The organism is Streptomyces sp. B5E4, from assembly GCF_039871555.1.
Classification (GTDB): domain Bacteria; phylum Actinomycetota; class Actinomycetes; order Streptomycetales; family Streptomycetaceae; genus Streptomyces.
The window spans coordinates 1-26,508 of sequence record NZ_JBDPMI010000001.1 but is presented as its reverse complement, the minus strand read 5'-3'; the positions used below and the strand labels follow the sequence as shown (position 1 = coordinate 26,508).

General features: G+C 73.4%; 17 protein-coding genes and 1 pseudogene. 12 read left to right on the top strand and 6 right to left on the bottom strand.

The features are described 5' to 3' along the window. Positions 1–109: 109 nt before the first annotated feature. Entirely contained in the window at positions 110–1,009 is a 900-nt protein-coding gene (locus tag ABGA99_RS00090; protein WP_347581885.1) for a LysR family transcriptional regulator, read from the top strand. 258 nt (positions 1,010–1,267) lie between these two features. On the opposite strand, the gene ABGA99_RS00085 is transcribed toward ABGA99_RS00090, so the two are convergent. Then, positions 1,268–4,150 (bottom strand): vitamin B12-dependent ribonucleotide reductase, encoded by a 2,883-nt coding sequence (locus ABGA99_RS00085; protein WP_347580683.1) that lies wholly within the window; start codon positions 4,148–4,150, stop codon positions 1,268–1,270. A 148-nt stretch (positions 4,151–4,298) separates the two neighbouring features. Then, on the bottom strand, positions 4,299–4,892 hold the full coding sequence (gene nrdR / locus ABGA99_RS00080; protein WP_347580682.1) for a transcriptional regulator NrdR: 594 nt from the start codon (positions 4,890–4,892) through the stop codon (positions 4,299–4,301). Between the two features lie 499 nt (positions 4,893–5,391). Here nrdR and lexA point away from each other — a divergent pair, with 499 nt between their 5' ends. After that, positions 5,392–6,183 (top strand): transcriptional repressor LexA, encoded by a 792-nt coding sequence (gene lexA / locus ABGA99_RS00075; protein WP_347580681.1) that lies wholly within the window; start codon positions 5,392–5,394, stop codon positions 6,181–6,183. 352 nt (positions 6,184–6,535) lie between these two features. Here lexA and recX read toward each other — a convergent pair whose 3' ends face one another. Both recX and recA read right to left on the bottom strand, forming a co-directional pair. After that, entirely contained in the window at positions 6,536–7,261 is a 726-nt protein-coding gene (gene recX / locus ABGA99_RS00070) for a recombination regulator RecX (protein ID WP_347581884.1), read from the bottom strand. Positions 7,262–7,264: 3 nt separating this feature from the next. After that, positions 7,265–8,401 carry a recombinase RecA gene (recA, locus tag ABGA99_RS00065; protein WP_347580679.1) on the bottom strand — a complete coding sequence of 379 codons (1,137 nt, stop codon included), beginning with the start codon at positions 8,399–8,401 and terminating at the stop codon, positions 7,265–7,267. A 249-nt stretch (positions 8,402–8,650) separates the two neighbouring features. Here recA and ABGA99_RS00060 point away from each other — a divergent pair, with 249 nt between their 5' ends. Further along, the gene (locus ABGA99_RS00060; RefSeq protein WP_347580678.1) at positions 8,651–9,376 is read left to right on the top strand and encodes a class I SAM-dependent methyltransferase; all 726 of its coding nucleotides are present in this window, start codon (positions 8,651–8,653) and stop codon (positions 9,374–9,376) included. 52 nt (positions 9,377–9,428) lie between these two features. Here the strand turns inward: ABGA99_RS00060 and ABGA99_RS00055 are convergent, their stop codons facing one another. Together ABGA99_RS00055 and ABGA99_RS00050 are read right to left on the bottom strand one after the other, a co-directional pair. Further along, entirely contained in the window at positions 9,429–10,430 is a 1,002-nt protein-coding gene (locus tag ABGA99_RS00055) for a TAXI family TRAP transporter solute-binding subunit (protein ID WP_347580677.1), read from the bottom strand. A gap of 118 nt (positions 10,431–10,548) precedes the next feature. After that, positions 10,549–11,730, bottom strand: coding sequence for a hypothetical protein (locus tag ABGA99_RS00050; RefSeq protein ID WP_347581883.1), 1,182 nt, complete (start codon positions 11,728–11,730; stop codon positions 10,549–10,551). 365 nt (positions 11,731–12,095) lie between these two features. Between ABGA99_RS00050 and ABGA99_RS00045 the strand changes: the two genes are divergently transcribed. The 9 genes and pseudogenes from ABGA99_RS00045 to ABGA99_RS00005 form a co-directional block, all read left to right on the top strand. Continuing rightward, entirely contained in the window at positions 12,096–14,048 is a 1,953-nt protein-coding gene (locus tag ABGA99_RS00045; protein ID WP_347581882.1) for an IucA/IucC family protein, read from the top strand. A gap of 40 nt (positions 14,049–14,088) precedes the next feature. Continuing rightward, positions 14,089–14,838: a GNAT family N-acetyltransferase gene (locus ABGA99_RS00040; RefSeq protein WP_347580674.1), complete on the top strand. Its 750-nt coding sequence runs from the start codon at positions 14,089–14,091 to the stop codon at positions 14,836–14,838. 21 nt (positions 14,839–14,859) lie between these two features. Then, positions 14,860–16,659: an IucA/IucC family protein gene (locus tag ABGA99_RS00035; protein WP_347580673.1), complete on the top strand. Its 1,800-nt coding sequence runs from the start codon at positions 14,860–14,862 to the stop codon at positions 16,657–16,659. Between the two features lie 40 nt (positions 16,660–16,699). Further along, entirely contained in the window at positions 16,700–18,754 is a 2,055-nt protein-coding gene (locus tag ABGA99_RS00030; protein ID WP_347580672.1) for an ATP-dependent DNA helicase, read from the top strand. A 97-nt stretch (positions 18,755–18,851) separates the two neighbouring features. Continuing rightward, positions 18,852–21,047, top strand: a complete 2,196-nt coding sequence (locus ABGA99_RS00025; protein WP_347580671.1) for an HD domain-containing protein — start codon at positions 18,852–18,854, stop codon at positions 21,045–21,047. 57 nt (positions 21,048–21,104) lie between these two features. Continuing rightward, positions 21,105–22,619: a M1 family metallopeptidase gene (locus tag ABGA99_RS00020; RefSeq protein WP_347581881.1), complete on the top strand. Its 1,515-nt coding sequence runs from the start codon at positions 21,105–21,107 to the stop codon at positions 22,617–22,619. A 180-nt stretch (positions 22,620–22,799) separates the two neighbouring features. Beyond that, on the top strand, positions 22,800–24,296 hold the full coding sequence (hflX, locus tag ABGA99_RS00015; RefSeq protein WP_347580669.1) for a GTPase HflX: 1,497 nt from the start codon (positions 22,800–22,802) through the stop codon (positions 24,294–24,296). Positions 24,297–24,384: 88 nt separating this feature from the next. Then, a complete protein-coding gene (gene miaB / locus ABGA99_RS00010) occupies positions 24,385–25,902 on the top strand; it encodes a tRNA (N6-isopentenyl adenosine(37)-C2)-methylthiotransferase MiaB (RefSeq protein WP_347580668.1) in 1,518 nt (505 codons plus the stop codon). Positions 25,903–26,078: 176 nt separating this feature from the next. After that, positions 26,079–26,508, top strand: a pseudogene (locus ABGA99_RS00005) (hypothetical protein); the annotation flags it as partial.

Sequence of the window (26,508 nt, the reverse complement as noted above, 5' to 3'; positions counted from 1 at the left end):
GCCGAACGCTAGGCGGACGCCATCCATCTGACCAACGAATGTCCCGCATGCGTACGATGCGGAAAGCGCATGCCGGCGCATGCCTTCGTCTCGCCCCGGGAGCCCCTGTATGGACACTGCCTGGCTGGAGGTCTTCCGCGCCGTCGCCCGCCACGGCTCCTTCACCGCCGCGGGCGCCGAACTGAGGTTCACGCAGTCCGCCGTGTCCCGGCAGATCGCCGCGCTGGAAGCGGAGTTCGGCGCCCCGCTCTTCGACCGGCTGCCCCGCGGCGTACGGCTGACCCAGCAGGGCCGCCACGCCCTCGGCCACGCCGAGGCCGCCCTCGACCGGCTCGCCGACGCCCGCCGGGACCTCGCCGCCCTGGACCGGCTCGCGGCCGGGCGGCTGCGGCTCGGCTCCTTCGCCACCGCGGACGCCGCCCTCGTACCCCGCGCACTGGCGGCGTTCGCCGCCGACCACCCGGGCGTACGCGTGACGCACGTCGAGGGCTACAGCCGCGACCACGTCGCCGCGCTGGCGGCCGGAGGGCTGGACCTGGCGCTGGTGTCGGGTTACCCGGAGCAGATGGCGGCGTACGAGGGGGTGGCACTGACGCATCTGCTCGACGACCCGGTGCTCGTCGCGCTGCCCGCCGGCCACCGGCTGGCCGGCGGTGCCCGCCCGCTGCGGCTGGCGGACCTGGCCGGCGAAAGCTGGGTCGCGGGCAGCCAGTCGCCGGAGGAGACGCTGATCAGCGCCTGCCTGCGCCAGGGCTTCCGGCCCCGTATCGACTACGTCGCCCGCGAGTGGACGGCGAAGTTCGGCTTCGTCGCGGCGGGCCTGGGACTCACCCTGGTTCCCATGCTTGCCGCCGAAGCCCTCCCCCACGGCGTGGCCCTGGCGAGCCTCCACCCCGCGGACGCCCCCACCCGCACAGTCCACACAGCCACCCCCCGCACGCCCCACCCCCCATCGGTCACGGGCTTCCTCCCGTACCTGCGCCAGGCCGCCGACGCGGCGACGGGCTGACGACCGGGATCGACGTCCCTCATGTCACCGCCCGTGTCCCGCCCGCCGCGCCTTCTGCCGCCGCCGTTTCCCGCATGCGGTACTCCGGGGTTCTCCCACCCTCCGCCGGTTGCGGCGGCCGAGTCGCCTCTCCACCCCTCCGCAACGCTACGGAACACGCCGAAGGGGACCGGCCTGTGGCCGGTCCCCTTCGGGACGCACCGTCAGCTCCGTGGACCGGTCACGTCGGGCGTCCGCCCGCCGTCGGCCCAGTCCGCCTCAGCTGCAGCCGCTGGTCGAGCCGCAGCCCTCGCAGATGTAGCAGCTTCCCGCCCGCTGCATCTTCGTGCCGCACGAGAAGCACAGCGGCGCGTCCGCCTGGATGCCGAGCTGCATCTCCACCAGCTCCGCCGACGTGTGTGCCTCCTGCGGGGCCGGCCTGGCCTGCTCCATCGTCACCGGCGGGGTAGGGAGGGGGGCCGGCTCGCGGGGGGCCGACTGGGCCAGGCCCTCGACGTCCAGTTCCTCGTCCGTCGGCTCGTACGAACCCGTTTCCAGGTGCCGCTCGCGCTCCTCCGCCGAGTGGATGCCCAGCGCCGAGCGGGTCTCGAACGGCAGGAAGTCCAGCGCCAGGCGGCGGAAGATGTAGTCGACGATCGACTGCGCCATCCGCACGTCCGGGTCGTCCGTCATGCCCGCGGGCTCGAAGCGCATGTTCGTGAACTTCGAGACGTACGTCTCCAGCGGCACCCCGTACTGCAGGCCCACCGAGACCGCGATCGAGAAGGCGTCCATCATGCCCGCGAGGGTCGAGCCCTGCTTGGACATCTTCAGGAACACCTCGCCCAGCCCGTCGTCCGGGTAGGAGTTGGCGGTCATGTAGCCCTCGGCGCCGCCCACCGTGAAGGACGTGGTGATCCCGGGACGGCCCTTGGGGAGGCGTCGGCGCACCGGGCGGTACTCGACGACCTTCTCCACGGCCTCGCGGATCGTCCCCTCCGCCTTGTCGGCTGCCTTGTCGGCCTCCTTCTTCTTCGCCGACAGCGGCTGGCCGACCTTGCAGTTGTCACGGTAGATGGCGAGTGCCTTGAGCCCCAGCTTCCAGCCCTCGTAGTAGACCTCTTCGATCTCTTCGACCGTGGCCTTCTCCGGCATGTTCACGGTCTTGGAGATAGCGCCCGAGAGGAAGGGCTGGGTGGCGGCCATCATCCGGACGTGGCCCATCGGGGAGATGGCCCGGTCGCCCATGGCGCAGTCGAAGATCTCGTAGTGCTCCAGCCGCAGCCCGGGGGCGTCGATCACGCTCCCGTGGTCGGCGATGTGCGCCACGATGGCCTCGATCTGCTCCTCCTGGTACCCCAGCCGCTTCAGCGCCATCGGCACCGTCTGGTTGACGATCTGCATCGAGCCGCCGCCGACCAGCTTCTTGAACTTCACCAGCGCCAGGTCCGGCTCGATGCCCGTCGTGTCGCACGACATCGCCAGGCCGATGGTCCCCGTCGGGGCCAGCACCGACGCCTGGGCGTTGCGGTAGCCGTGCTTGTCGCCGAGGCGGACGACGTCCTGCCAGGACTCGGTGGCGGCGGCCCAGACGGGGGTGTCCAGCTCGTCCATGCGCTTGGCCGCGCCGTTGGCGTCCGCGTGCTGCTGCATGACGCGCTTGTGGGCGGTGGCGTTGCGGGCATAGCCCTCGTACGCGCCGACGGCGGCGGCCAGTTGGGCGGAGCGCTTGTAGGCGGTGCCGGTCATCAGGGAGGTGATGGCGCCGGCGAGGGCGCGGCCGCCGTCGGAGTCGTAGGCGTGGCCCGTGGCCATGAGCAGGGCGCCGAGGTTGGCATAGCCGATGCCGAGCTGGCGGAAGGCGCGGGTGTTCTCGGCGATCTTCTGGGTGGGGAAGTCGGCGAAGGAGATGGAGATGTCCATCGCCGTGATGACGAGCTCGACGACCCTGGCGAAGCGCTCGACCTCGAAGCTCTGCCGGCCGTCGGCGTCCTGCCTGAGGAACTTCATCAGGTTGAGCGAGGCGAGGTTGCACGAGGTGTTGTCCAGGTGCATGTACTCGCTGCACGGGTTGGAGGCGGTGATACGGCCCGACTCCGGTGCGGTGTGCCAGTGGTTGATGGTGTCGTCGTACTGGATGCCGGGGTCGGCACAGGCCCAGGCGGCCTCGGCCATCTGCCGGAACAGCTTCTTCGCGCCGACCTCCTCGATGACCTCGCCGGTCATGCGGGCGCGCAGGCCGAACTGTGCGTCGTCCTCGACGGCCTTCATGAAGTCGTCGGTGACGCGCACGGAGTTGTTGGCGTTCTGGTACTGCACGGAGGTGATGTCGTCACCGCCGAGGTCCATGTCGAAGCCCGCGTCGCGCAGGGCGCGGATCTTCTCCTCTTCCTTGACCTTGGTCTCGATGAACGCCTCGATGTCGGGGTGGTCGACGTCGAGCACGACCATCTTCGCCGCGCGCCGGGTGGCGCCACCGGACTTGATGGTGCCCGCGGAGGCGTCGGCGCCGCGCATGAAGGAGACGGGTCCCGAGGCGTTGCCGCCGGAGGACAGGAGTTCCTTGCTGGAGCGGATACGGGAGAGGTTGAGGCCGGCGCCGGAACCGCCCTTGAAGATCATCCCCTCTTCCTTGTACCAGTCGAGGATCGACTCCATGGAGTCGTCGACGGAGAGGATGAAGCAGGCGCTGACCTGCTGGGGCTGCGGCGTGCCGACGTTGAACCACACCGGCGAGTTGAAGCTGAAGATCTGGTGCAGCAGGGCGTAGGTCAGCTCGTGCTCGAAGATCTCGGCGTCCGCGGGCGAGGCGAAGTACTTGTGGTCCTCGCCGGCCTTGCGGTACGTCTTCACGATCCGGTCGACGACCTGCTTGAGGCTGGTCTCCCGCTTGGGGGTGCCCACCGCACCGCGGAAGTACTTGCTCGTGACGATGTTGACGGCGTTGGCCTCCCAGAACTCGGGAAACTCCACGCCGCGCTGCTCGAAGTTGACCGAACCGTCGCGCCAGTTGGTCATGACGACGTCACGGCGTGCCCACTCCACCTCGTCGTACGGGTGCATGCCGGGGGTGGTGTGAATCCGCTCGATGCGCAAGCCCTTGTTCCCCTTGGCGCCGCTCTTGCGGGAACTGCGCGCCGGGCCGCTCGTCGTCTCTGTCATGCCGCCTCCCTATACGGGCGTGAACGCCCTGATGTGCCCGCATCTTCCCGGGCACGATTCGTGTTCTTGATCTGCTTGTTCCGCAGGCGGACGGCACGCTGCGCCGCGCACCGGCCTGGTGTGGATGACGGGTGGCCCGCGGTGGGCGTCAGCCGGCCGCTCTGCCGGGTGACGGGACTCCGGGGGCCTCGCCGCGGCCGGGACTGCGGCCGGGGCCGGGCGCGCCGGGGCCGCCCGGCGCGGGAGGTGGGGCCTGGTCGTCCTGTCCGTCCGGGCCGCCGCTGTCGGCGGGGGGCCAGTCCGCGGTCCGCAACTGCGTGATGGCGTCGTCGAAGTCCTCGAGGGAGTCGAAGGCGCGGTAGACGGAGGCGAAGCGCAGGTAGGCGACGAGATCGAGGTCCTGCAGCGGGCCCAGTATGGCGAGCCCGACGTCGTGGCTGGAGACCTCGGCGCTGCCGGTGGCCCGGATCGCCTCCTCGACCCGCTGGCCGAGCTGGGCCAGCGCGTCCTCGGTGACGGGGCGGCCCTGGCAGGCCTTGCGGACCCCCGTGATCACCTTGGCGCGGCTGAAGGGCTCGGTGACCCCGCTGCGCTTGATGACCATCAGGGACGCGGTCTCCACCGTGGTGAAGCGGCGCGAGCAGTCGGGGCACTGCCGGCGGCGGCGGATTGCTGCGCCGTCGTCGGTGGTGCGGCTGTCGACGACCCGGCTGTCGGGGTGCCTGCAGAAGGGGCAGTGCATCGCTCTCCCGCCCTCCCCTTCTCGCGCACGGCACGTCGGTCCGGCGGCCCCCCGCGGCCCGCCGGAGCAGACCCCCATCATATGGGATGCCCTTCCGGTAAGAGGAAGGGGGACCACAACTTGTGGGCTGCTGACACCCATCTAACCACTAGATCTGGGGTTTGGCTGCCATTGAGGGCGGAGAGCGTGTTGCCGCGCCGCAAGATCGGGCGCGGCGCCGGACGGGACACCGCGCGGCCATCGGCAGCCTACGCGAGCGCGCGGACCGCGACACGGGAGGGGCGGGGGTGACAAGCTGGACGGCACCCCCCGGAGACAGGCCGGACGGGGCGGGCGGCGGGTGGCGGTCAGTCATCAGGCCAGCGCTTTACACCCAGTTGATGGATCACGGAAGTGAAACTGAAATTTTTCACTCGAACGTGTGTTTGGCGCAACCTTTCGAAAGCAACTACCGTTGGTCCTACGAGAGAGAGACCCGTCTCGAGAGGGGCCCGCCGACGTGACCACTACCGCAGACACCACAGCCATCGCCGCCCACGAAAGGCCCCAGCAGGCAGCAGAGCCGCAGCTCACGCCGCCTTCCGGGGACGGCCGTGAGGGCGAGGCACAGCCACCCAAGCGCTCCATGCCCGGGCGCCCGCCGGGCATCAGGGCCGACAGCTCGGGCCTGACCGAGCGGCAGCGCCGGGTCATCGAGGTCATTCGCGACTCGGTGCAGCGCCGTGGCTACCCGCCGTCGATGCGCGAGATCGGCCAGGCAGTCGGCCTGTCGTCCACCTCGTCCGTCGCCCATCAGCTGATGGCCCTGGAGCGCAAGGGCTTCCTGCGCCGGGACCCGCACCGGCCGCGGGCGTACGAGGTGCGCGGTGCGGACACGTCCACCACCCAGGCCGCCACCGACACCACGGGCAAGCCCGCCGCGTCCTACGTGCCGCTTGTCGGCCGGATCGCCGCCGGTGGCCCGATCCTGGCCGAGGAGTCGGTCGAGGACGTGTTCCCGCTGCCGCGGCAGCTCGTCGGCGACGGCGAGCTGTTCGTACTGAAGGTCGTCGGTGACTCGATGATCGACGCGGCGATCTGCGACGGCGACTGGGTCGCGGTGCGGCGCCAGCCGGTCGCCGAGAACGGCGACATCGTCGCCGCGATGCTGGACGGTGAGGCCACCGTCAAGCGGTTCAAGCGCGAGGACGGCCACGTGTGGCTGCTCCCGCACAACGCGGCGTACCAGCCGATTCCCGGTGACGAGGCGACGATCCTCGGCAAGGTCGTCGCGGTCCTCCGCCGGGTCTGAGACCCCGCACGGCATATCCGGCCCGGGACCTGGCCCCCGGGCCGCCGCCTCGCGCGGCGCGGAGTGTCGCGAACCGGCCGCGGCGGCGGCCGGACACGCGGGCACTGCGGAGGCATGGCCTCGCGTACGGCACAGGTACGCGCGGCGGGTTCGGGCGGCGAGGACACCGCCCCCGGCCCGCGCAGGGCCCGTACGCCTCCGGACTGCTCAGGACTGCCGGGCCAGGCACGTACGGCAGCACGGAGCCACCTCTCCTGCCCGTCCGGCGTTGGTACGCCGGGCTGACTCGCCCGGGTGCGGGCCGTTACCGACGCCGAGCCGGGTCGTCCCCGGGCCCTCGGTCCCGTGCCGCTCAGTCCGCCGGCAGGTCCTCCGCGTCCTCGCCCTCCGCCTCCAGCGCCTCCCGGACGACGCGGATCGCCAGCCCTTCCCCGTAGCCCCGGCGGGCCAGCATGCCCGCCAGGCGGCGGATGCGCTTGTCCCGGTCCAGGCCGCGGGTGGCGCGGAGCTTGCGGGCGACCAGCTCGCGGGCCGTCTCCTCCTCGGTGTCCGAGTCGAGCCGGCTCACCGCCTCGTCGACCACCGTGGCCGCCACGCCCCGGGTGCGCAGTTCGCGCGCGAGCGCGCGGCGGGCGAGGCCCCGGCCGTGGTGCCGTGACTCCACCCACGCGCCGGCGAACGCCGCGTCGTCGATCAGCCCGGCCGCTTCGAGGCGGTCGAGCACGGCCTCCGCCACGTCGGCGTCGACCTCCCGCTTGGCCAGCGCGTCCGCGAGCTGCTTGCGGGTGCGCGGCGACCCGGTGAGCAGGCGCAGGCAGATCGCCCGCGCCCGTTCCTCCGGGCTGAGCGACGTCTCCCGCACCCGGTCCTCGGACGGCTCGCGCCGACCGCGCGACCGCCCCCGCCGGGAGGCTCCGCCGCGCCCGGACCGGTCGGAGTGCCCCGGCCCGCCGTAGCCGTCCGGGTCCTCCGCCTCCGGCCCGTACCCCTCGTCCGCGGCGCCGTCCTCCGGGCCGCCCCCGAACGGCGGGCGGCCGTCGTCCGGGGGCGGGAGCGGCCAGTCGGTGCGCCGGACCACGGGTCAGCTCTTGGCCGCGGCCTTGGCCGCCTTCGCGGTCTTGGCCGGCGCCGGCACCGTCTTCTTGCCCGCCGGTGCGGCACCGTCCGCGCCCTCCGCGGGAGCCGCCGCCTCCGCGGCAGGCTCGCCCTCCGCGTTCTCCGGCTTCGGGCCGATCCCCAGCTTCTCCTTGATCCGCCTCTCGATCTCGTCGGCCAGATCGGGGTTGTCCTTCAGGAACGTCCGCGCGTTCTCCTTGCCCTGGCCGAGCTGGTCGCCCTCGTACGTGTACCAGGCGCCGGACTTGCGGATGAAGCCGTGCTCCACGCCCATGTCGATCAGACCGCCCTCGCGGCTGATGCCCTGCCCGTAGAGGATGTCGAACTCGGCCTGCTTGAAGGGCGGCGCGACCTTGTTCTTCACGACCTTGACGCGCGTGCGGTTGCCGACGGGCTCCGTGCCGTCCTTGAGCGTCTCGATGCGCCGGATGTCCAGACGGACCGAGGCGTAGAACTTCAGCGCCTTGCCGCCGGTGGTGGTCTCGGGCGAGCCGAACATCACGCCGATCTTCTCGCGCAGCTGGTTGATGAAGATCGCGGTGGTCTTCGACTGGTTCAGCGCGCTGGTGATCTTCCGCAGGGCCTGGCTCATCAGCCGGGCCTGCAGGCCGACGTGGGAGTCGCCCATCTCGCCCTCGATCTCCGCGCGCGGTACCAGGGCCGCGACCGAGTCGATGACGATCAGGTCGAGCGCGCCGGAGCGGACGAGCATGTCCGCGATCTCCAGCGCCTGTTCGCCGTTGTCGGGCTGGGAGAGGATGAGGGAGTCGATGTCGACGCCGAGCTTCTTCGCGTACTCCGGGTCGAGGGCGTGCTCCGCGTCGATGAACGCGACGGTGCCGCCGGCCCGCTGCGCGTTGGCCACCGCGTGCAGCGTCAAGGTCGTCTTGCCGGAGGACTCCGGGCCGTACACCTCCACCACGCGGCCGCGCGGCAGGCCCCCCACACCGAGCGCCACGTCGAGCGCGGTCGACCCGGTGGGGATGATTTCCACGGGCTCGTTCGGCCGCTCGCCGAGGCGCATCACGGCGCCCTTGCCGAATTGCCGTTCAATCTGGGCGAGTGCGGCGTCGAGCGCCTTCTCGCGGTCAGTCGCTGCCATGGGTTCCACCCGGGATGTCTGAGTCGATCGCTTCACGTCAACGACGCTAGCGCCTGCCACTGACAACGCGCCCCACGTCGGGCCGGCCTGGGGAGAACCCGGCCGAAGCCCCATAGGAACCTATGTTCGATTTACGTGTCAACCCGCATCGCCGGACCCACCCGTCCCGTGCGTTTCCCGGTTCCCGCGCGACCGCGTCGAACCGAACCCGGTGGCTGTTCCGGCCCGGCTCCGCATAGGTTCGGCCGCATGGCCGACGACTGTTTCGCGCATCCCCGGCTCGCCGCGATCTACGATCCGCTCCACCCCGACCGCGGCGATCTCGACACGTACCTGCGGGTCGCGGACGGGTTCGGCGCCCGCCGCGTCCTGGACATCGGCTGCGGCACGGGCGTGTTCGCACTCCTCCTGGCCGACCGCGGGTTCGAAGTCGTCGGCGTCGATCCCGCCCAGGCGTCCCTCGACGTCGCCCGTGCCAAACCGGGCGGCGGGCGGGTGCGCTGGATCTGCGGTGACGCGACCGCCCTCCCGTCGCTGCAGGCCGACCTCGCGACGATGACGGGGAACGTCGCCCAGGCCATCGCCGATCCGCAGACCTGGGACGAGACGCTGCGCGGTGCCCACGAAGCGCTGCGGCCCGGTGGGCGCCTGGTCTTCGAGACCCGGGACCCGGCCCGGCGCGCCTGGGAGGAGTGGACCCGCGAGAGCTCCGCCCGCGTAACGGAGGTCCCCGGCATCGGCTCCGTCGCGAGCCGGGTCGAGCTGATCGAGGTGAGCCTGCCGCTGGTGACCTTCCGCTGGACCTACGAGTTCGCCGCGGACGGCCAGGTGCTGACGTCGGATTCGACGCTGCGTTTCCGCGAGCGGGAGGAAGTCGAGCAGGACCTGGTCACCCACGGCTACGCGGTGGAGGAAGTCCGCGATGCGCCCGACCGGCCGGGAAAGGAGTTCGTCTTCCTCGCCCGGCGTCCGTGATCTCCACTCACCCGCCCGCCCGGATGCCGCCGGCACGGGGCAGGTTCCGGCCCTACGGCTTCTCCTGCCGGTAGTAGCGCGCCGCGCCCTCGTGCAGCTCCAGCGGGTCGGTGAAGACCGCCGTGCGCAGGTCGACCCGCTGCGCCGCGTGGACCACGCGGCCGATCCGGTCCCGGTCCCGTATCACCGTGCTGGTCACGCTCTCCGTCAGCCGCGGGTCCTCCCGGTCGGTGGTGACCAGCAGGTTCGCCACCGCGAGCGTCGGCACGGCGGTGTCGCGCTGGACCGTGGGGTAGGCGTCGGGCGGCATCACCGCGGCACGGTAGTAGCGGGCCAGCTCGCCCTGGGCGTGGAGAGCGCCGAGGAGGTCGCCCAGCGGTACGAGTTCGATCTCGGTCTGCTGCGCCAGGCGTTCGACGGCCTCCGTGGGCAGGCCGCCGGACCAGAAGAAGGCGTCGATCTTCCCGTCGCGCAGGAGCGCCGGCATCGAGTCGAGGCCCTCGCGCACCGCCGTCACGTCCTCGTCGAAGTCGAGCCCGGCCGACGACAGCAGCCGGCGGGTGATCAGCTGGACGCCGGAGCCGTCCTCGCCGACGCCGACCTTGAGGCCGCGCAGGTCGGCGGGGTGCCGCACGGGCGAGTCGCGCAGGACGACGAGCTGGACGTAGTCGTCGTAGAGCCGGGCCACCGCGCGCAGTCCCTGCCAGCCGGGCAGCCGGTCGCGGCGGTACGTGGCCACGGAGTCGGCGGTGGCGACGGCGAAGTCGGCCCGGCCCGCGGTGACCTTCCGCAGGTTGTCGATGGAGCCCTGGCTGGAGTGCAGCCGGACGTCGAGGCCCGGCTCGTCCCGGGCGAGCCCTTCGCGCAGCAGCCGGCCGTACTCCGCGTAGACGCCGGAGCGCACCCCGGTGGCGAAGGTCACCTTCCCGGCCGGGCGGCCGTCGCCGCCCAGCGGCAGCAGCCACCACAGGAGCAGTCCGAGCGCGGCCGCCGTCGCCACGGCGGCCTGCAGCGCTCGGCGCCTGCCGAGGCGGCGCGGGACGAGGTGGACCATGCGGCGATCCTGCCAAACCGGGGCCCGGCACGGCCAGCGCGCCGGACTCCCGGTGGGAGCCCGGCGCGCTGGGGGCTGGGTACGGCGGCCGCCGAAGCGTCCGGTCGCGCGGGGCGGGCTAGCCGCCGCTCACCTCGTCGAAGACCCCCTTGGCCTCCTTGTCCAGGCGCGGACCGGCGAGCCAGGTGGCCTGAAGCGGGCCGATGGACGTGACGGACACGAGCTGGTCCTCGCCGTCGTTCGACGCGGTCCAGCCGCCGCCGGAGGCACCGGCGGTCATGGTGCAGCCGATGCGGTACATCGTGGGCTGGTCGGCCTGGATCGAGAGCCGGCCCGGCGCGTCGGTGCAGGAGTACAGGCGCCCGCCGTCGTACGGCGCGGCCGCCGGGTAGCCGGTGGCGGTCAGGTCACCGAGCTCCTGCACGGCCGGGGCGTCGAACCAGATCGGCACCGCGGCGCCGACGGTCTCCTCCAGGGACTGCCCGCTGCCGTCCTTCGGCTGCACCTTCATCACGGCGAAGTCGTACGGGGCGCCCACGCCGCCCTGCGACTTGCCCTCGGAGATCCACTCGTCGGTGGTACGGGCCTCCTCGGCCCAGAACGTGCCCTTGGGCGCGATGTCGGCCTCGGTCGCCTGCTCGGCCTCCAGCTCGGCGACGGTCTTGCCCTCGGGGTTGAAGGAGGGCACGAAGATGATGTTGCGCCACCAGCCGCCGTCGGAGCCCTTGTGCACGCAGTGGCCGGCGGTGGCCACCAGGTTGGACTTGCCCGGGTTGGCGGGGTCGGCGACCACGGTGCCGGAGCAGACCATGGGGCCTTCGGGGGTGTCGAAGAAGATCTTCCCCGCGGCCGGCTGCGACTCGTCGTACGGCGTGGCCGCCTCGGCGGCCTCGACGGGCGCCGGCTCCGGGTCGGTGACGCCCTGGTCCTCGGACACGTCGGCCTCGTCGACGCGGTTGGGCGGCTGCTCGGCGTCCCACATCCGGTCGGGGTCCCACAGGTCCTCGATGATCGGGTTGATGAACTCGCGCGCGTCGCGCAGCCAGTCCTCCTTGGCCCAGTCCTCCCAGCCCCCGTCCCTCCACTTGTCGAGGTCGAGGTTCTTCAGGGCGTCCGGGATCCCCTCGGGGAGCGCCAGATCCTTCTCGGGCGCCTGCGACTTCTGCTGTTGCTGCTTGTCGTCGGCACCGCTGTCACCGTCGCCGTCCTCGCACGCGCCGGCGGTCAGTGCCAGCGTGACGGCGAGTGCCGCAGCGGCCAGCGCCTTACTCGGTATACGACGTTTCCCGTTGGCGGGCATGGATCGACTCCCCCAGTTTCTCTGCGCAGGTGCCCCGGCGGGACACGAACCCCCACTATGCCGGTGCCGTTGGGGACGGCCGCACCGGGCCCCGTGGTTCCACCGGGCCCAAGGATCTTGGTGGTGGGCCGTGTTCCGGCGGCCGGTGCGTCGTTGGTAGGGCGGGGGATGCGGACCCGTATCCGGTGCGAGGGGGTGGGGCTGTGCCCGCGGTTCGCGAAGCGGTCGGGCACGCGCGCGTCTGCCGTAGGCGCCACTCCCCCGCCGCGCCCCCTGCGCCCGGTCCGTCGCCCCTTCTCCCCGGCCCCTCCGTGCGGCCCGGGGGCGCTCGATCCCACACGCGACCCATCCCGAGGTGCACCTCTGTGAACGCGAAGCCCGCCGGCGACGAACTCCCCGCCGGCAGCGGCCGGCCCCCGGTGCGCCGGCGGCTGGCCCGGCTCATCGAGCCCGCCGTGCCCCGCCAGTACCGTCGCGGCGCCGGGGGCGGCGGGCAGTCCGGGCCCGACCCGCTGGAGCACCCGGACGCCAGGACCGCCGCCGACGCGGCCGCCGCCGAGAACCTGCTGCGCTGCTGGGTGCGCGAACAGGGCGTGGCGGAGCCGGAGAACGGCACGCTGCGGCTGCTGCTGCCCGCCAGCGGGGCGTGCCTGCGCGTCCCGGTGCGGTACTGGTCGGCCGCCGGCTGGCACCGCTTCGGGCGGCCCGTGCTGCACGGCGCCCCCAAGGACGCGCCGCCGGTGGACGCCGTCACGCTGGCGTCGCTGCTGAGCCGGGAGGCCGCGTACGCCGCCGCACAGGACGCGGACGCCGACGGCACCCGGGCACGTACCGCGCCCGAGCCGTCCGGCGGCGCCGCCGACCTCGTCGGCCGCGTCGCCGACTCCGTACGCCACACCGCGGTGTTCCTCGCCGCCCGCCGCGCCGGCTCCCCGCCAGCGACCGCGGACCCGTTCCTGACCGGCGAGCAGTCCCTGCTCCTCGGCCACCCCCTGCACCCGACGCCCAAGAGCCGCGAAGGGCTGTCGGAGGCCGAGGCCCGGCGCTACTCCCCCGAACTGCGGGGCAGCTTCCCGCTGCACTGGCTGGCCGTCCACGACAGCGTCCTCGTCTGCGACTCGGCGTGGACCGAGCGCGGCAAGGGCGTGCCCGCGCGCGAGCTGGCCGCCCGGCTGGCGGGCCCCGGGCTGCAGGTGCCGCCCGGCTGCACACCGCTGCCCGTGCACCCGTGGCAGGCCCGCGAGGTGCGCGAGCGCCCCGGCGTCGCCGCGCTGCTCGACGCCGGTCTGCTGCGCGACCTGGGCCCGCACGGCGACCCCTGGCACCCGACCGCATCGGTAAGGACGCTCTACCGCCCCGGCGCGCCCGCGATGCTGAAGCTCTCCCTCGGTGTACGGATCACCAACTCCCGCCGCGAGAACCTCCGCAAGGAGCTGCACCGCGGCACGGAGGTGCACCGGCTGCTGCGCTCCGGCCTCGGCAAGGAGTGGCAGGCGTCGTTCCCCGGCGGCTTCCCCGGCGCGCCGGGCTTCGACGTCGTACGGGATCCGGCGTGGCTGGCCGTCGACAACCCGGCCGGCGAACCGGTGGCGGGCCTGGACACGGTCGTACGGCACCAGCCGTTCGCGGCGCAGGACGACGCGGTGTGCATCGCGGCGCTGACGTCCCCGGTGCCGCGGTCGCCGAAGGGCACGATGCGCTCGCGTCTTCAGGAGGTCGTCGAGCAGTTGGCCGACCGCACGGGGCAGGGGACGGCGGCGGTGGCCGCGGAGTGGTTCCTGCGCTACCTGGAGGTGGTCGTACGGCCCGTCATGTGGCTGGACTCCGAGGCGGGCGTGGCGCTTGAGGCGCACCAGCAGAACACCGTGCTGCTCCTCGACGCCGACGGCTGGCCGGCCGGCGGCCGGTACCGGGACAACCAGGGGTACTACTTCCGCGAGTCCCGCCGTGCCGAGCTGGAGCGCCGGCTGCCGGGCCTGGGCGCCGCCAGCGACACGTTCGTCGCGGACGACGTGACGGACGAGCGCTTCGCGTACTACGTGGGTGTCAACAACGTCCTGGGCCTCGTCGGCGCCTTCGGCGCCGCGGAACTGGTCGACGAGCGCGTGCTGCTCGCCGCGTTCCGCCGCTTCCTGGAGCAGTCCGCCGCCGCCGGCCCCGGCCGGGGCCGCTGCGCGCTGGCCGAACGGCTGCTGAGCGGCGGGACGCTGCGCTGCAAGGCCAACCTGCTGACCCGGGTGCACGGTCTGGACGAGCTGGTCGGTCCGGTGGACACGCAGTCCGTGTACGTCACCGTCCCCAACCCGCTGATCTCCTGACCGTCCCTCGACTCCCTTCCGTACGACGAGAAGAGGCCCCGTGTCATCCGATCCCCCGACCCCCACCAGGCCCCCGGAGCTGCTTCCCGACGACACCATCGACTTCGGCGTCGACCTCGCCCGGCTCCTGAAGGACGCCGCCCGGTCCCCCGCCCCGTACGACGTCTCTTGCTGGACGCCCGCCGGCACCCCCGCCGGCCCGTTCCGCCTGGAGCCCATCTACCCGGCCGAGCCCGAGCGCGACCTCACGCTCCTGCACCGCTGGATGAACGACCCTGCCGTGGCCGCCTTCTGGAAGCTCGCGGGCCCCGTGGAGGTCACCGCGCGGCATGTGCGCGCGCAGCTTCAGGCGGGGCACAGCGTGCCCTGCTTCGGCGTCCTGGACGGCGTGCGGATGAGCTACTGGGAGGTCTACCGCGCCGACCGCGACCCGCTCGCCCGGTACTACCGCGCCCGCCCGTACGACACCGGGGTCCACCTGCTCCTCGGCGGCGGTGCCGACCGCGGCCGAGGTCTGGGTTCCCTGCTGATCCGCGCGGTGAGCGACCTCGTGTTCGACAACCACGCGCCGTGCGGGCGCGTGCTCGCGGAACCGGACGTGCACAACGTGCCGTCTGTCGCCGCCTTTCTGAACGCCGGTTTCCACTTCCAGGAGGAGCTGGCGCTGCCCGACAAGCGGGCGGCACTGATGGTCCGGGAGCGCGCGCTGCGCGACGGCGGCGCCGGGCCCGCGCCGTCGCCCGGCCCGCCCCCGAGCCCGCCCGGGCCGCCCCGGCCCGGCCTGCCGTAGGACGGAGAGGAGCCAACGCCCTTGTCCGACGCAGCGAACACCACCCGCAGAACCGACTGGGACCTTGCCGCCCGCCGGCTGCTGGCCAAGATGCTCGGCGAGTTCGCCTACGAGGGCATAGTCGCCCCGGAACCCGACCCGGCACCCGGACCCCGGCCCGGCCCCGCGGCCGACGGCGGATGCCCCTACCGCCTCCCGGTCACCGACGAGCTGACGTACCGCTTCACCGCCCGTCGCGGCCCGTACGGCCACTGGCGCGTCGACCCCGGTTCCCTGACCCCCGACGGCGACCCGCTGCGCTTCCTCGCGCAGGCGCACGACGGCCTCCTGGGGCTGGCCGGCGACACCACCGGCCACCTGATCCGCGAGCTGACCGCCACCCTCGCCGCCGACGTCCGCCTCGCCCGCGGCGCCCCGTCCGCCGCCCGCCTCGCAGGCCTCGGCTACGCGGAGCTGGAGGGCCACCAGACCGGCCACCCGTGGCTGGTGGCCAACAAGGGACGCATCGGCTTCTCGGCAGCCGACGCCGCCGCGTACGCCCCCGAGGCCCGCGTCCCGCGGCGGCTGCCGTGGCTGGCGGTGCACCGCTCGCTCGCCGAGTACCGCGGCGTGCCCGCCCTCGCCCGCCCCGAGGACCTGTACGCGCAGGAGCTGTGTGACGCCACGCGCGCGGGGTTCGCCGACGCGGTCACCGCGGCGGGCCGGGACCCGGACGCCTATCTGTGGCTGCCTGTACATCCGTGGCAGTGGGACGAGACCATCGCCCCGCTCTACGCGCCGCAGGTCGCCGCCGGGCTGGTGATCCCGCTGCCACCGGACGGCGGCCCGGCCGACATGTGGCTGCCGCAACAGTCGGTGCGTACGTTCCTCAACCTCAGCCGCCCGCAGGCACGTTCCGTCAAGCTGCCGCTGTCCGTGCTCAACACCCTGGTCTGGCGGGGCCTGCCCACCGAGCGCACCCTCGCGGCCCCCGCCGTCACGCGCTGGGTGCACGGCCTGCGCGACGCCGACCCGTTCCTCGCCGAGGAGACGCGCGTCGTGCTGCTCGGCGAGACGGCGAGCGTGACGGTGCGCCACCCGCTCTACGACTCGCTGCCGGACGTCCCGTACCAGTACCGCGAGCTGCTGGGCTGCATCTGGCGGGAGCCCGTCGGCCCGCTGCTGGACCCCGGGGAGCGGGCCAGGACGCTGGCGGCCCTGCTGTGGAGGGACGCCGACGCGCGTTCACTGACGGCGGAGCTGGTACGCCGCTCGGGGCTCGCGCCCCGGGTGTGGCTGGCGCGGCTCTTCGCGGCCCTGCTGCCGCCCCTGCTGCACTTCCTGTACCGCTACGGCACCGTCTTCTCGCCGCACGGCGAGAACGCCGTCGTGGTCTTCGACGGGGCGGACGTGCCGGTGCGGCTGGCGGTGAAGGACTTCGTCGACGACGTCAACGTCAGCTCCAAGCCGCTGCCGGAGCACGCCGGGATGCCGGGCGACGTACGCCGCGTCCTGCTGACCGAACCGCCCGGGTTCCTGCCGCAGTTCATCCACTCCGGGCTGTTCATCGGCGTCTTCCGCTTTCTGGCGCCGCTGTGCGCGGACGAACTGGGCGTGCCGGAAGCGGAGTTCTTCGGCCTCGTACGGGCCGAGATCCTGCGCTACCAGCGGCGGTTCCCGGAGCTGAAGGAGCGCTTCGCGCTCTTCGACCTGCTGGCGCCGCGCATCGACCGGCTCTGCCTGAACCGGAACCGGCTCTACCTCGACGGCTACCGCGACCGGGCCAGGCGCCCGCACGCCGCGGTCGACGGCACCGTACCCAACCCTCTTCACCCGACGTGACGGCCGTCACTGTCGGTGCCGCCCCTTAGGGTTGCGTGCCATGGCAGACCAGAACGTCCTCGTGCCCGACCACGGCGCCGAGGCCCCCACGCACGACGGCCCCGACGACCGCAGCGAGCTGCGCGAACTGCTTCATGCGGCCGTGGCCGCCGTCGGCGGCGTCGAGCGGGAGGGCCAGGTGGCGATGGCCGAGGCGGTCGCGGAGGCGATCGCGGACGGCTCGCACCTGCTGGCGCAGGCCGGGACGGGGACGGGGAAGTCGCTCGGTTATCTGGTGCCGGCGCTGGCGCACGGCGAGCGGGTCGTGATCGCGACCGCGACGCTGGCGCTGCAGCGGCAGCTCGTCGAGCGCGATCTGCCCCGCACGGTGGAGGCGCTGCACCCGCGGCTGCGCCGCCGCCCCGAGTTCGCCACGCTGAAGGGCCGCTCGAACTACCTGTGTCTGCACCGGGTGCACGAGGGCGTGCCGCAGGACGACCCGGACCTGGGCACCGGGCTCTTCGACCCGTTCGAGAGCGCGTCGTCGCAGCCGTCGAGCAAGCTCGGCCAGGATCTGCTGCGGCTGCGCGACTGGGCGGACGAGACGGAGAGCGGCGACCGGGACTCGCTGACGCCGGGTGTCTCGGACCGCGCCTGGTCGCAGGTGTCGGTGTCGGCCCGGGAGTGCCTGGGCGCGGCGCGCTGCGCGTACGGTCCCGAGTGCTTCGCGGAGGCGGCGCGGGAGCGGGCGAAGCTGGCGGAGGTGGTGGTCACGAACCACGCGCTGCTGGCCATCGATGCCCTGGAGGGCGCCCCGGTGCTGCCGTCCCACGAGGTGCTGATCGTCGACGAGGCGCACGAGCTGGTCTCCCGCGTCACGGGGGTGGCCACCGGCGAGCTGACTCCGGGGCGGGTCAACCGCGCGGTGCGGCTGTCGGCGAAGCTGGTCGACGAGAAGGTGGCGGACGCCCTGCAGACGGCCGCGGAGAGCTTCGAGCGGCTGATGGAGCTGGCGCTGCCGGGCCGTCTGGAGCCGGTCCCGGAGGATCTGGGGTACGCGCTGGCGGCGCTCCGGGACGCCTCGCGTACGGTCATCTCCGCGCTGGGCAGGACGCGGGACTCCTCCGTGCAGGACGAGGACGTGGTGCGCCGGCTCGCGCTGGCCTCGGTGGAGAACGTGCAGGAGGTCGCCGAGCGGATCACGCAGGGCTCGGAGTTCGACGTGGTGTGGTTCGAGCGGCACGACCGGTTCGGGGCGTCGCTGCGGGTGGCGCCGCTGTCGGTGTCGGGGCTGGTGCGCGAGAAGGTGTTCAGCGACCGGTCGGTGACGCTCACGTCGGCGACGCTCAAGCTGGGCGGCGACTTCGCGGGGATCGGCGCCTCGCTGGGGCTGCCGCCGGAGGGCGGCGGCGAGGAGGGCGCCCCGGCCTGGAAGGGGCTCGACGTCGGCTCCCCCTTCGAGTACCGCAAGCAGGGCATCCTGTACGTCGCCAAGCATCTGGAGCGGCCCGGCCGGGACGGCACGCGCAAGGACATGCTCGACGAGCTGGCGGAGCTGGTGGAGGCGGCCGGCGGGCGCACGCTGGGGCTGTTCTCCTCGAAGCGGGCCGCCGAGGCGGCGGCCACGGAGCTGCGCGGCCGGCTCGACGTCCCGGTGCTGCTGCAGGGCGAGGAGACGCTGGGCGAGCTGATCAAGCGCTTCGCGGCGGACGAGGAGACGTGCCTGTTCGGCAGTCTGTCGCTGTGGCAGGGCGTCGATGTGCCCGGTGCCGGCTGCCAGTTGGTGGTGATGGACCGCATCCCCTTCCCGCGCCCCGATGACCCGCTGGCCACCGCGCGGCAGGAGGCGGTGGAGAAGGCCGGCGGCAACGGCTTCATGGCGGTCGCGGCGACGCACGCGGCGCTGCTCATGGCGCAGGGCGCCGGCCGGCTCGTACGCGCCACGGGCGACCGCGGCGTCGTCGCGGTGCTCGACCCGCGGCTGGCGACGGCCCGTTACGGCAGCTATCTCCGCGCCTCCATGCCGGACTTCTGGTATACGACCGACCGCAACCAGGCCCGCCGTTCGCTGGCCGCGATCGACGCGTCCGCAAGGTCCGATCGCTCGAATGGGTGATCTGGACCACGCTGGGCGAGAGCCGTACGGCACTGCGTGATGGGCTCGGTAGCATCAAGTACCGGCACGGGCGCCGGTGAGCTGCCGGAGGTGCCGATTGAGCGCAGAGGTCCACAGTCCGGGCAATCCGGCGGGCGGCCCCCGCCGACGCGGCAGGGCCCGCCTCGATCTCCGCCGGCTGGGCCGCGTGGCCCTGCTGGGCGGCGCGTCGTCGCGGGACGGTCTGCCGCACGCCCTGGAGCATGTGGCCAAGGCGCACCGCGGGTTCTATCCCGACGCCGACATCCCCACGCTGCGTACGGCCTATCTGCTCGCCGAGGACGCGCACCGGGGCCAGACGCGCAAGAGCGGCGATCCGTACATCACGCATCCGCTGGCCGTCACCCTGATCCTCGCCGAACTCGGCGCGGAGACCACGACGTTGACGGCCTCGCTGCTCCACGACACGGTCGAGGACACCGAGGTGACGCTCGATCAGGTGCGGTCGGGCTTCGGCGAGGAGGTGGCGTACCTCGTCGACGGCGTCACCAAGCTGGAGAAGGTCGACTACGGGGCCGCCGCCGAGCCCGAGACGTTCCGCAAGATGCTGGTGGCCACCGGTAGCGACGTCCGGGTGATGTCGATCAAGCTCGCGGACCGGCTGCACAACATGCGCACACTGGGCGTGATGCGCCGGGAGAAACAGGTGCGCATCGCGCGGGTGACGCACGACGTGCTGATCCCCCTGGCCGAACGGCTCGGCGTGCAGGCGATCAAGACCGAGCTGGAGGACCTGGTCTTCGCCGTCCTGCATCCCGAGGACTACGCGCGCAGCCGTGAGTTGCTGCTCGCGAACGCCGGGCGGCCGGACCCGCTGGAGGAGACCGCGGCCGAGATGCGCGAGGTCCTGCACTCCGCCGGCATCACCGCCGAAGTCGCCATCCGGCCGCGGCACATCGTCTCGGTGCACCGGGTGCTGAAGAAGCGCGGCGAGCTGCGCGGGACGGACTTCGGCCGGCTGCTGGTGCTGGTACCGGAGGCGGCGGACTGCTACGCGGTGCTGGGCGAGTTGCACACGTGTTTCAAGCCCGTGCCCGCGGAGTTCAAGGACTTCATCGCGGTACCGAAGTTCAACCTCTACCAGTCGTTGCACACCGCCGTCGCCGACCAGCGCGGGTACGTCGTCGAGACGCTGGTGCGCAGCCGGCAGATGCACCGCGTCGCCGAGGCCGGGGTGGTGGCGCTGGCCAGCCCGCTGGCGCGGCCCGCGGCCGGTCAGGTGGGCGACTGGCTGAAGCGGCTGCTGGAGTGGCAGCGGGCCACGCCCGACCCCGACGCCTTCTGGTCCGCCTTACGCGAAGACCTCGCCCCCGACCAGGAGATCACGGTCTTCTGCGACCCGGGCGGGCCGCTGGTGCTGCCCGCGGGCGCCAGTTGTGTGGACGCGGCGTACGCGCGCCACGGGGAGACGGCGCACACGCTGGTGGGCGCGCGCGTCAACGGGCGGCTCGCCGGCCTCGGGACGCGGCTGCGGGACGGCGACGCGGTGACGATGCTGCTGGCGCCGGAGGCGTCGGGGCCCGCGCCGGAGTGGCTGGACCATGCGCAGACACCGGCGGCGCGCATCGCGATCACGCGCTGGCTGGCGGACCACCCGGCGGCGCAGCCCGCCGACGCGCTGCTCGCCGTCCCGGCCGAGTACGTCCCTGTGGCCCCCGCCGCGCCCGGCTCCCCCGCCGGCGGCGCCCCGGCCGGCGCCCCCACGGGCGTACCGGCCGAGGGCGCCCCTGCCGACGACGTCCCGCGCGCCGCCGAGCCGGCCGTGGCCGAGCTGCCGGACGCCACGACCCGCCTCGCCCGCTGCTGTACGCCCGTGCCCCCCGACGCCGTCACCGGCTTCGTCATCCGCGGCGGCGCCTTCGTCGCGGTGCACCGGGCGCAGTGCGCCACCGTGGCCCGGATGACCGCCGCCGGCCGTCACGAGCTGCGCGTCCACTGGCGTACGGGCGAGGGCGCACCCCCCGCCGACCTGCGGGTGACCCTCAAGGCGGAGGCGTTCGTGCGGGCCCATCTGCTCGCCGACCTCACCGAGGCCATCGCCGCCGAGGGCGCCGCCATCGTCGCCGCCGATGTCGAGCCGCCGCACGAGCAGCGCGTCCGCCACACGTACACGCTGCAGCTTCCCGACCCGGCGGGGCTGCCGGGCCTGATGCGCGCGATGCGCAAGGTGCCCGGGGTGTACGACGTCTCCCGCGCCCAGCACCCCCCGGGCGCGGACGGCCAGGCGCCCGGACTGCGTGCCCGCACTCGTTAGAGTGCACCGCTGCCGCGTCGGCGGCGCACGGAGGTCGCCCGCTGATAGCGGTAGCGCATGGTCCGCTCCGTCCGTCTGCGCCGCCCGCTGCGCCACGCCCTGCTCGCCGCCGTCGTCCTCGCCACCCTGGCCGCCGCCCCGGCCGCACCCGCCGCCCCGGGGCGTACGGGCACGCAGGACGCCCCGCCACCGCGTCCCGCCGGAATCGGCGACCCGCTCTTCCCGCACCTCGGCAACCCCGGCTACGACGTCCTCGGCTACGACATCGCCCTCACCTACCCGGGCCGCAACGACGCCCCCCTGACCGCCCGCACCGAGATCACGGCCCGCGTCACCGACCGGCTGCCCCGCATCAACCTCGACTTCACCCACGGCACCGTCCGCGGCGTCACCGTCAACGGCCGCCCCGCCGCGCACGCCCGCGCGGGTGAGGACCTCGTCGTCACCCCCCGCCGCGCCCTGCACCCGGGCGAGCCGGTGCACATCGCCGTACGGCACACCAGCGACCCCCGCGGCGGGGGCGGCGGCTGGATCCGTACCAAGGACGGCCTGGCGATGGCCAACCAGGCCGACGCCGCCCACCGCGTCTTCCCCGGCAACGACCACCCCTCCGACAAGGCCCGTTTCACCTTCCGCATCACCGCGCCCAGGGACCTCACGGTCGTCGCCAACGGCCTGCGTCTGGGCCGCGAGCGCGCCGGTGCCCGCACCATGTGGACGTACCGCACCGCGCACCCCATGGCCACCGAGCTGGCCCAGGTCTCCATCGGCCGCTCCGCCGTGCTGCGCGGCACCGGCCCGCACGGGCTCCCGCTGCGCCACGTCGTCCCCGAGCGCGACCGGCGCACCGCCCGGCCCGTCGTCGACCGCACGCCCGCGCACATCGCCTGGATGGAGCGGTACGTAGGCCGCTATCCGCTGGAGTCGTACGGCGTGCTGTCCGTGGACGCGCCGCTGAACTTCGCGCTGGAGACGCAGACCCTGTCGGTCTTCGGCCGCGAGTTCCTGCGGGCCGCCGCCCGGTATCCGAAGCGCGCGGAGGGCATCCTCGTGCACGAGCTGGCGCACCAGTGGTTCGGCAACAGCGTGACGCCGCGCAGGTGGTCGGATCTGTGGCTGAACGAGGGCCATGCCACCTGGTACGAGGCGCTGTTCACCGACGAGCGGCACGACCGCGGCAGCCTGGTGCGCCGGATGCGCACGGCGTACGAGAAGTCCGACGGCTGGCGGCGGGCCGTAGGCCCGCCGGCCGCGCCGCGGCGGCCCGCGGACGGAGGCCGGCTGGAGCTGTTCCGGCCGGTGGTCTACGACGGCAGTGCGCTGGTGCTGTACGCGCTGCGCCAGGAGATCGGGGCGGCGGCGTTCGGAAAGCTGGAGCGGGCGTGGGTGAGCCGCCACCGGGACGGCACCGCCGGCACCGCGGACTTCGTCGCGCTCGCCTCCGAGACCGCCGGCCGCGACCTCGGGGGCTTCCTGCACGCCTGGCTGTACGGCGAGCGCACCCCGCCGATGCCGGGCCACCCCGGCTGGAAGCCGGCGAAGCCGGTGCAGGCGGTCAAGCCCGCGCGCTGAGCCCCGCCGGCCCGTGAGGCCCGGGGCGTCCCGGGGGGCCTCACGGGCCGTAAAGCGGGTGACGGCCGTGCGGCAGCGTGCGACCATCGTGGATGCCACGACGCCCGCCGTGCGGGGAATCCTCCCGGTCTACGGGGCGTTGTCACAGAAGCAGACAACCGACTCACAGACAAGGATCCGATGACTTCTCCCACCCACCTTCCCCAGGACGATCAGCGTCTCCCGGAAGGCCTGCGTGCCGACGCCCTCATGGAAGCCGAAGCCGCGTGGAGTCCCGGATCCGACGCCGATCGCGACGGCGATCAGTTCGACCGCGAGGACCGCGCGGCGCTGCGCCGCGTCGGGGGCCTGTCGACCGAGCTGGAGGACGTCACCGAGGTCGAGTACCGGCAGCTCCGGCTGGAGCGGGTCGTGCTCGTCGGCGTGTGGACCTCCGGTACGGCCCGGGATGCCGAGAACTCGCTGGCGGAGCTGGCCGCGCTCGCCGAGACGGCCGGTGCGGTCGTGCTCGACGGCGTGGTGCAGCGCCGCGAGAAGCCCGACCCCGCAACGTACATCGGCTCCGGCAAGGCGCTGGAGCTGCGTGACATCGTGGTCGAGACCGCGGCCGACACGGTCGTCTGCGACGGTGAGCTGAGCCCCGGCCAGCTCATCCACCTTGAGGACGTCGTCAAGGTCAAGGTCGTGGACCGCACCGCGCTGATCCTCGACATCTTCGCCCAGCACGCCAAGTCCCGCGAGGGCAAGGCGCAGGTCGCGCTCGCGCAGATGCAGTACATGCTGCCGCGGCTGCGCGGCTGGGGCCAGTCGCTGTCCCGGCAGATGGGCGGCGGCGGCTCGGGCTCGGCGGGCGGCGGCATGGCCACCCGTGGCCCCGGTGAGACGAAGATCGAGACGGACCGGCGGCGCATCCGCGAGAAGATGGCGAAGCTCCGCCGGGAGATCGCGGACATGAAGACCGGCCGGGACGTCAAGCGGCAGGAGCGCAAGCGGCACAAGGTGCCGTCCGCGGCCATCGCGGGCTACACGAACGCGGGCAAGTCCTCGCTGCTGAACCGGCTCACGGGCGCGGGGGTGCTGGTGGAGAACGCGCTGTTCGCCACCCTCGACCCGACCGTGCGCAGGGCGGAGACGCCCAGCGGCCGGCTGTACACGCTGGCGGACACCGTCGGTTTCGTACGGCACCTGCCGCACCACCTCGTCGAGGCGTTCCGCTCCACGATGGAGGAGGTCGGCGACGCCGACCTGATCCTGCACGTGGTCGACGGGTCCCACCCGGCACCCGAGGAGCAGCTCGTCAGCGTGCGCGAGGTGATCCGCGACGTGGGCGCGACGTCCGTGCCCGAGATCGTGGTGATCAACAAGGCGGACATCGCCGATCCGGACGTGCTGCGCCGGCTGCTGCGCATCGAGCCGCGGGCGATCGCGGTCTCGGCGGCGACGGGCGCGGGCATCGAGGAGCTGAAGGCGCTCATCGACGTGGAGCTGCCGCGCCCGCAGGTCGAGATCGAGGCCGTCGTGCCGTACACGAAGGGCGCGCTCGTCTCGCGCGTGCACGACGAGGGCGAGGTGCTCGTGGAGGAGCACATCGCCGCGGGCACGCTGCTCAAGGCCCTGGTCCACGAGGAACTGGCCGCCGAGCTGAGGCGGTACGCCCCCGCGGGACAGGCCGACTGAGGCGGTCTCCGAAGTCGTAGACTGACGGACGGGCCGCCTCTGGCGGCCCGTCCGTGAACCCCCCGTCGCCGTTTGGATGATCGCTGGCATGCCCGAGGAAGTCGCACAGCCGCGCACGTACGAGGTCAGGACGTTCGGTTGCCAGATGAACGTCCACGACAGCGAACGGATGTCGGGGCTGCTTGAGGAGGCGGGCTACGTCCGCGCGGAGCCGGACGCCGGCACCACCGACACCACCCCCGATGTCGTCGTGTTCAACACCTGCGCGGTGCGGGAGAACGCCGACAACAGGCTGTACGGCAACCTCGGCCAGCTCGCGCCGAAGAAGGCCGCGAAGCCCGGCATGCAGATCGCGGTCGGCGGCTGTCTCGCGCAGAAGGACCGCGACACGATCGTGAGCCGCGCCCCGTACGTCGACGTCGTCTTCGGCACCCACAACGTCGGCAAGCTGCCGGTGCTGCTGGAGCGCGCGCGGGTGGCCCGCGAGGCGCAGGTCGAGATCGCCGAGTCGCTGGAGGCGTTCCCCTCCACGCTGCCGACGCGGCGGGAGAGCCCGTACGCCGCGTGGGTCTCGGTCTCCGTCGGGTGCAACAACACCTGCACGTTCTGCATCGTCCCGGCGCTGCGCGGCAAGGAGAAGGACCGCCGCAGCGGCGACATCCTCGCCGAGGTCGAGGCGCTGGTCGCCGAAGGCGTCAGCGAGATCACGCTGCTGGGGCAGAACGTCAACGCGTACGGGGCCGACATCGGCGACCGGCAGGCGTTCGGCAAGCTGCTGCGGGCCTGCGGGCGGATCGAGGGACTGGAGCGGGTGCGCTTCACCTCGCCGCATCCGCGGGACTTCACCGACGACGTCATCGAGGCCATGGCCGAGACGCCGAACGTGATGCCCCAGTTGCACATGCCGCTGCAGTCCGGCTCGGACACGGTGCTGCGCGCGATGCGGCGCTCGTACCGGCAGGAGCGGTACCTGGGGATCATCGAGAAGGTACGGGCCGCGATCCCGGACGCGGCGATCACCACCGACATCATCGTGGGCTTCCCCGGCGAGACCGAGGCGGACTTCGAGCAGACGCTGCACGTGGTGCGCGAGGCGCGCTTCACACAGGCGTTCACCTTCCAGTACTCCAAGCGGCCGGGGACCCCGGCGGCGGAGATGGCCGGGCAGGTGCCGAAGGCGGTCGTGCAGGAGCGGTACGAGCGGCTGGTGGCCCTGCAGGAGGACATCTCCTGGGGCGAGAACAAGAAACAGGTCGGCCGCGTTCTGGAGGTCATGGTCGCGGAGGGCGAGGGCCGCAAGGACGGCGCCACGCGGCGGCTGTCCGGCCGGGCGCCCGACAACCGCCTGGTGCACTTCGCAAGGCCGGAGGAGCCGGTGCGGCCGGGCGACATGGCGACCGTCGAGATCACGTACGCGGCGCCGCACCATCTGCTGGCGGAGGCCCCGCCGCGGGCGGTACGGCGCACGCGCTCCGGCGACGCCTGGGCGGCGCGGCAGGCCGCGCCTGACGCGGGCGGGGCGGGCGGGACGGGCGTGCTGCTGGGTCTGCCGAAGGTGGGCGTCCCGGATCCGCTGCCTGCGGCGCAGGGCTGCTCGCCGCACTGAGCGGCTCCGCCGGGAGCGCGGACGCCGGGAACGGTCCCGCTCCCCTCTGCCCCGCCCAGCGGGCGCCGTGTGCGACCTACGCGCGCGTACTCCCCTGCCGCCCCTCCGGCGATCGCGGCCGGCCGCGATCGCCGGACGCCACGGCCGCCGCAGCCGGGGCGGCTAGGCTGCGGCTCATGCTCGTCGCCGCCGCCTGCTGCCCGTGTCCGCCCCTGCTGGTGCCCGAGGTGGCCTCGGGTGCCGCCGACGAGCTGAAGGCGCTCAGAGCGGCGTGTATGGACGCCGTGGGGGTGCTGGCGGCGGCGCGGCCGGACGTGCTGGTCGTCGTCGGGCCCGCCGAGGAGGCCGGGCGGGGGCCGTATCCGCAGGGGGCCCGGGGGTCGTTCCGGGGCTACGGCGTGGATCTGGCGGTACGGCTCGGGCCGGCCGGCGGCGCGGAGCAGGAGCCCGGCGGGCGGGAGCTGCCGCCGCCGCTGGTGGTGGGCGCGTGGCTGCTGGAGCGGGCGGAGTGGAACGGCGCGCCCGTGGAGGGGCTGGGCGTGGGCGAGCCGCTGGCGGGCGAGCGCTGCGCGGCGGCGGGCCGGGAGATCGCCGCGAGGGCAGGGC

What these genes read in the sequence shown, in the direction of transcription:
- ABGA99_RS00090 (WP_347581885.1), top strand. Translation starts at nt 110, where the DNA reads ATGGACACTGCCTGGCTGGAGGTCTTCCGCGCCGTCGCCCGCCACGGC.
- ABGA99_RS00085 (WP_347580683.1), bottom strand. Translation starts at nt 4,150, where the DNA reads ATGACAGAGACGACGAGCGGCCCGGCGCGCAGTTCCCGCAAGAGCGGC.
- nrdR (WP_347580682.1), bottom strand. Translation starts at nt 4,892, where the DNA reads ATGCACTGCCCCTTCTGCAGGCACCCCGACAGCCGGGTCGTCGACAGC.
- recA (WP_347580679.1), bottom strand. Translation starts at nt 8,401, where the DNA reads ATGGCAGCGACTGACCGCGAGAAGGCGCTCGACGCCGCACTCGCCCAG.
- ABGA99_RS00060 (WP_347580678.1), top strand. Translation starts at nt 8,651, where the DNA reads ATGGCCGACGACTGTTTCGCGCATCCCCGGCTCGCCGCGATCTACGAT.
- ABGA99_RS00055 (WP_347580677.1), bottom strand. Translation starts at nt 10,430, where the DNA reads ATGGTCCACCTCGTCCCGCGCCGCCTCGGCAGGCGCCGAGCGCTGCAG.
- ABGA99_RS00050 (WP_347581883.1), bottom strand. Translation starts at nt 11,730, where the DNA reads ATGCCCGCCAACGGGAAACGTCGTATACCGAGTAAGGCGCTGGCCGCT.
- ABGA99_RS00030 (WP_347580672.1), top strand. Translation starts at nt 16,700, where the DNA reads ATGGCAGACCAGAACGTCCTCGTGCCCGACCACGGCGCCGAGGCCCCC.
- ABGA99_RS00020 (WP_347581881.1), top strand. Translation starts at nt 21,105, where the DNA reads ATGGTCCGCTCCGTCCGTCTGCGCCGCCCGCTGCGCCACGCCCTGCTC.
- hflX (WP_347580669.1), top strand. Translation starts at nt 22,800, where the DNA reads ATGACTTCTCCCACCCACCTTCCCCAGGACGATCAGCGTCTCCCGGAA.
- miaB (WP_347580668.1), top strand. Translation starts at nt 24,385, where the DNA reads ATGCCCGAGGAAGTCGCACAGCCGCGCACGTACGAGGTCAGGACGTTC.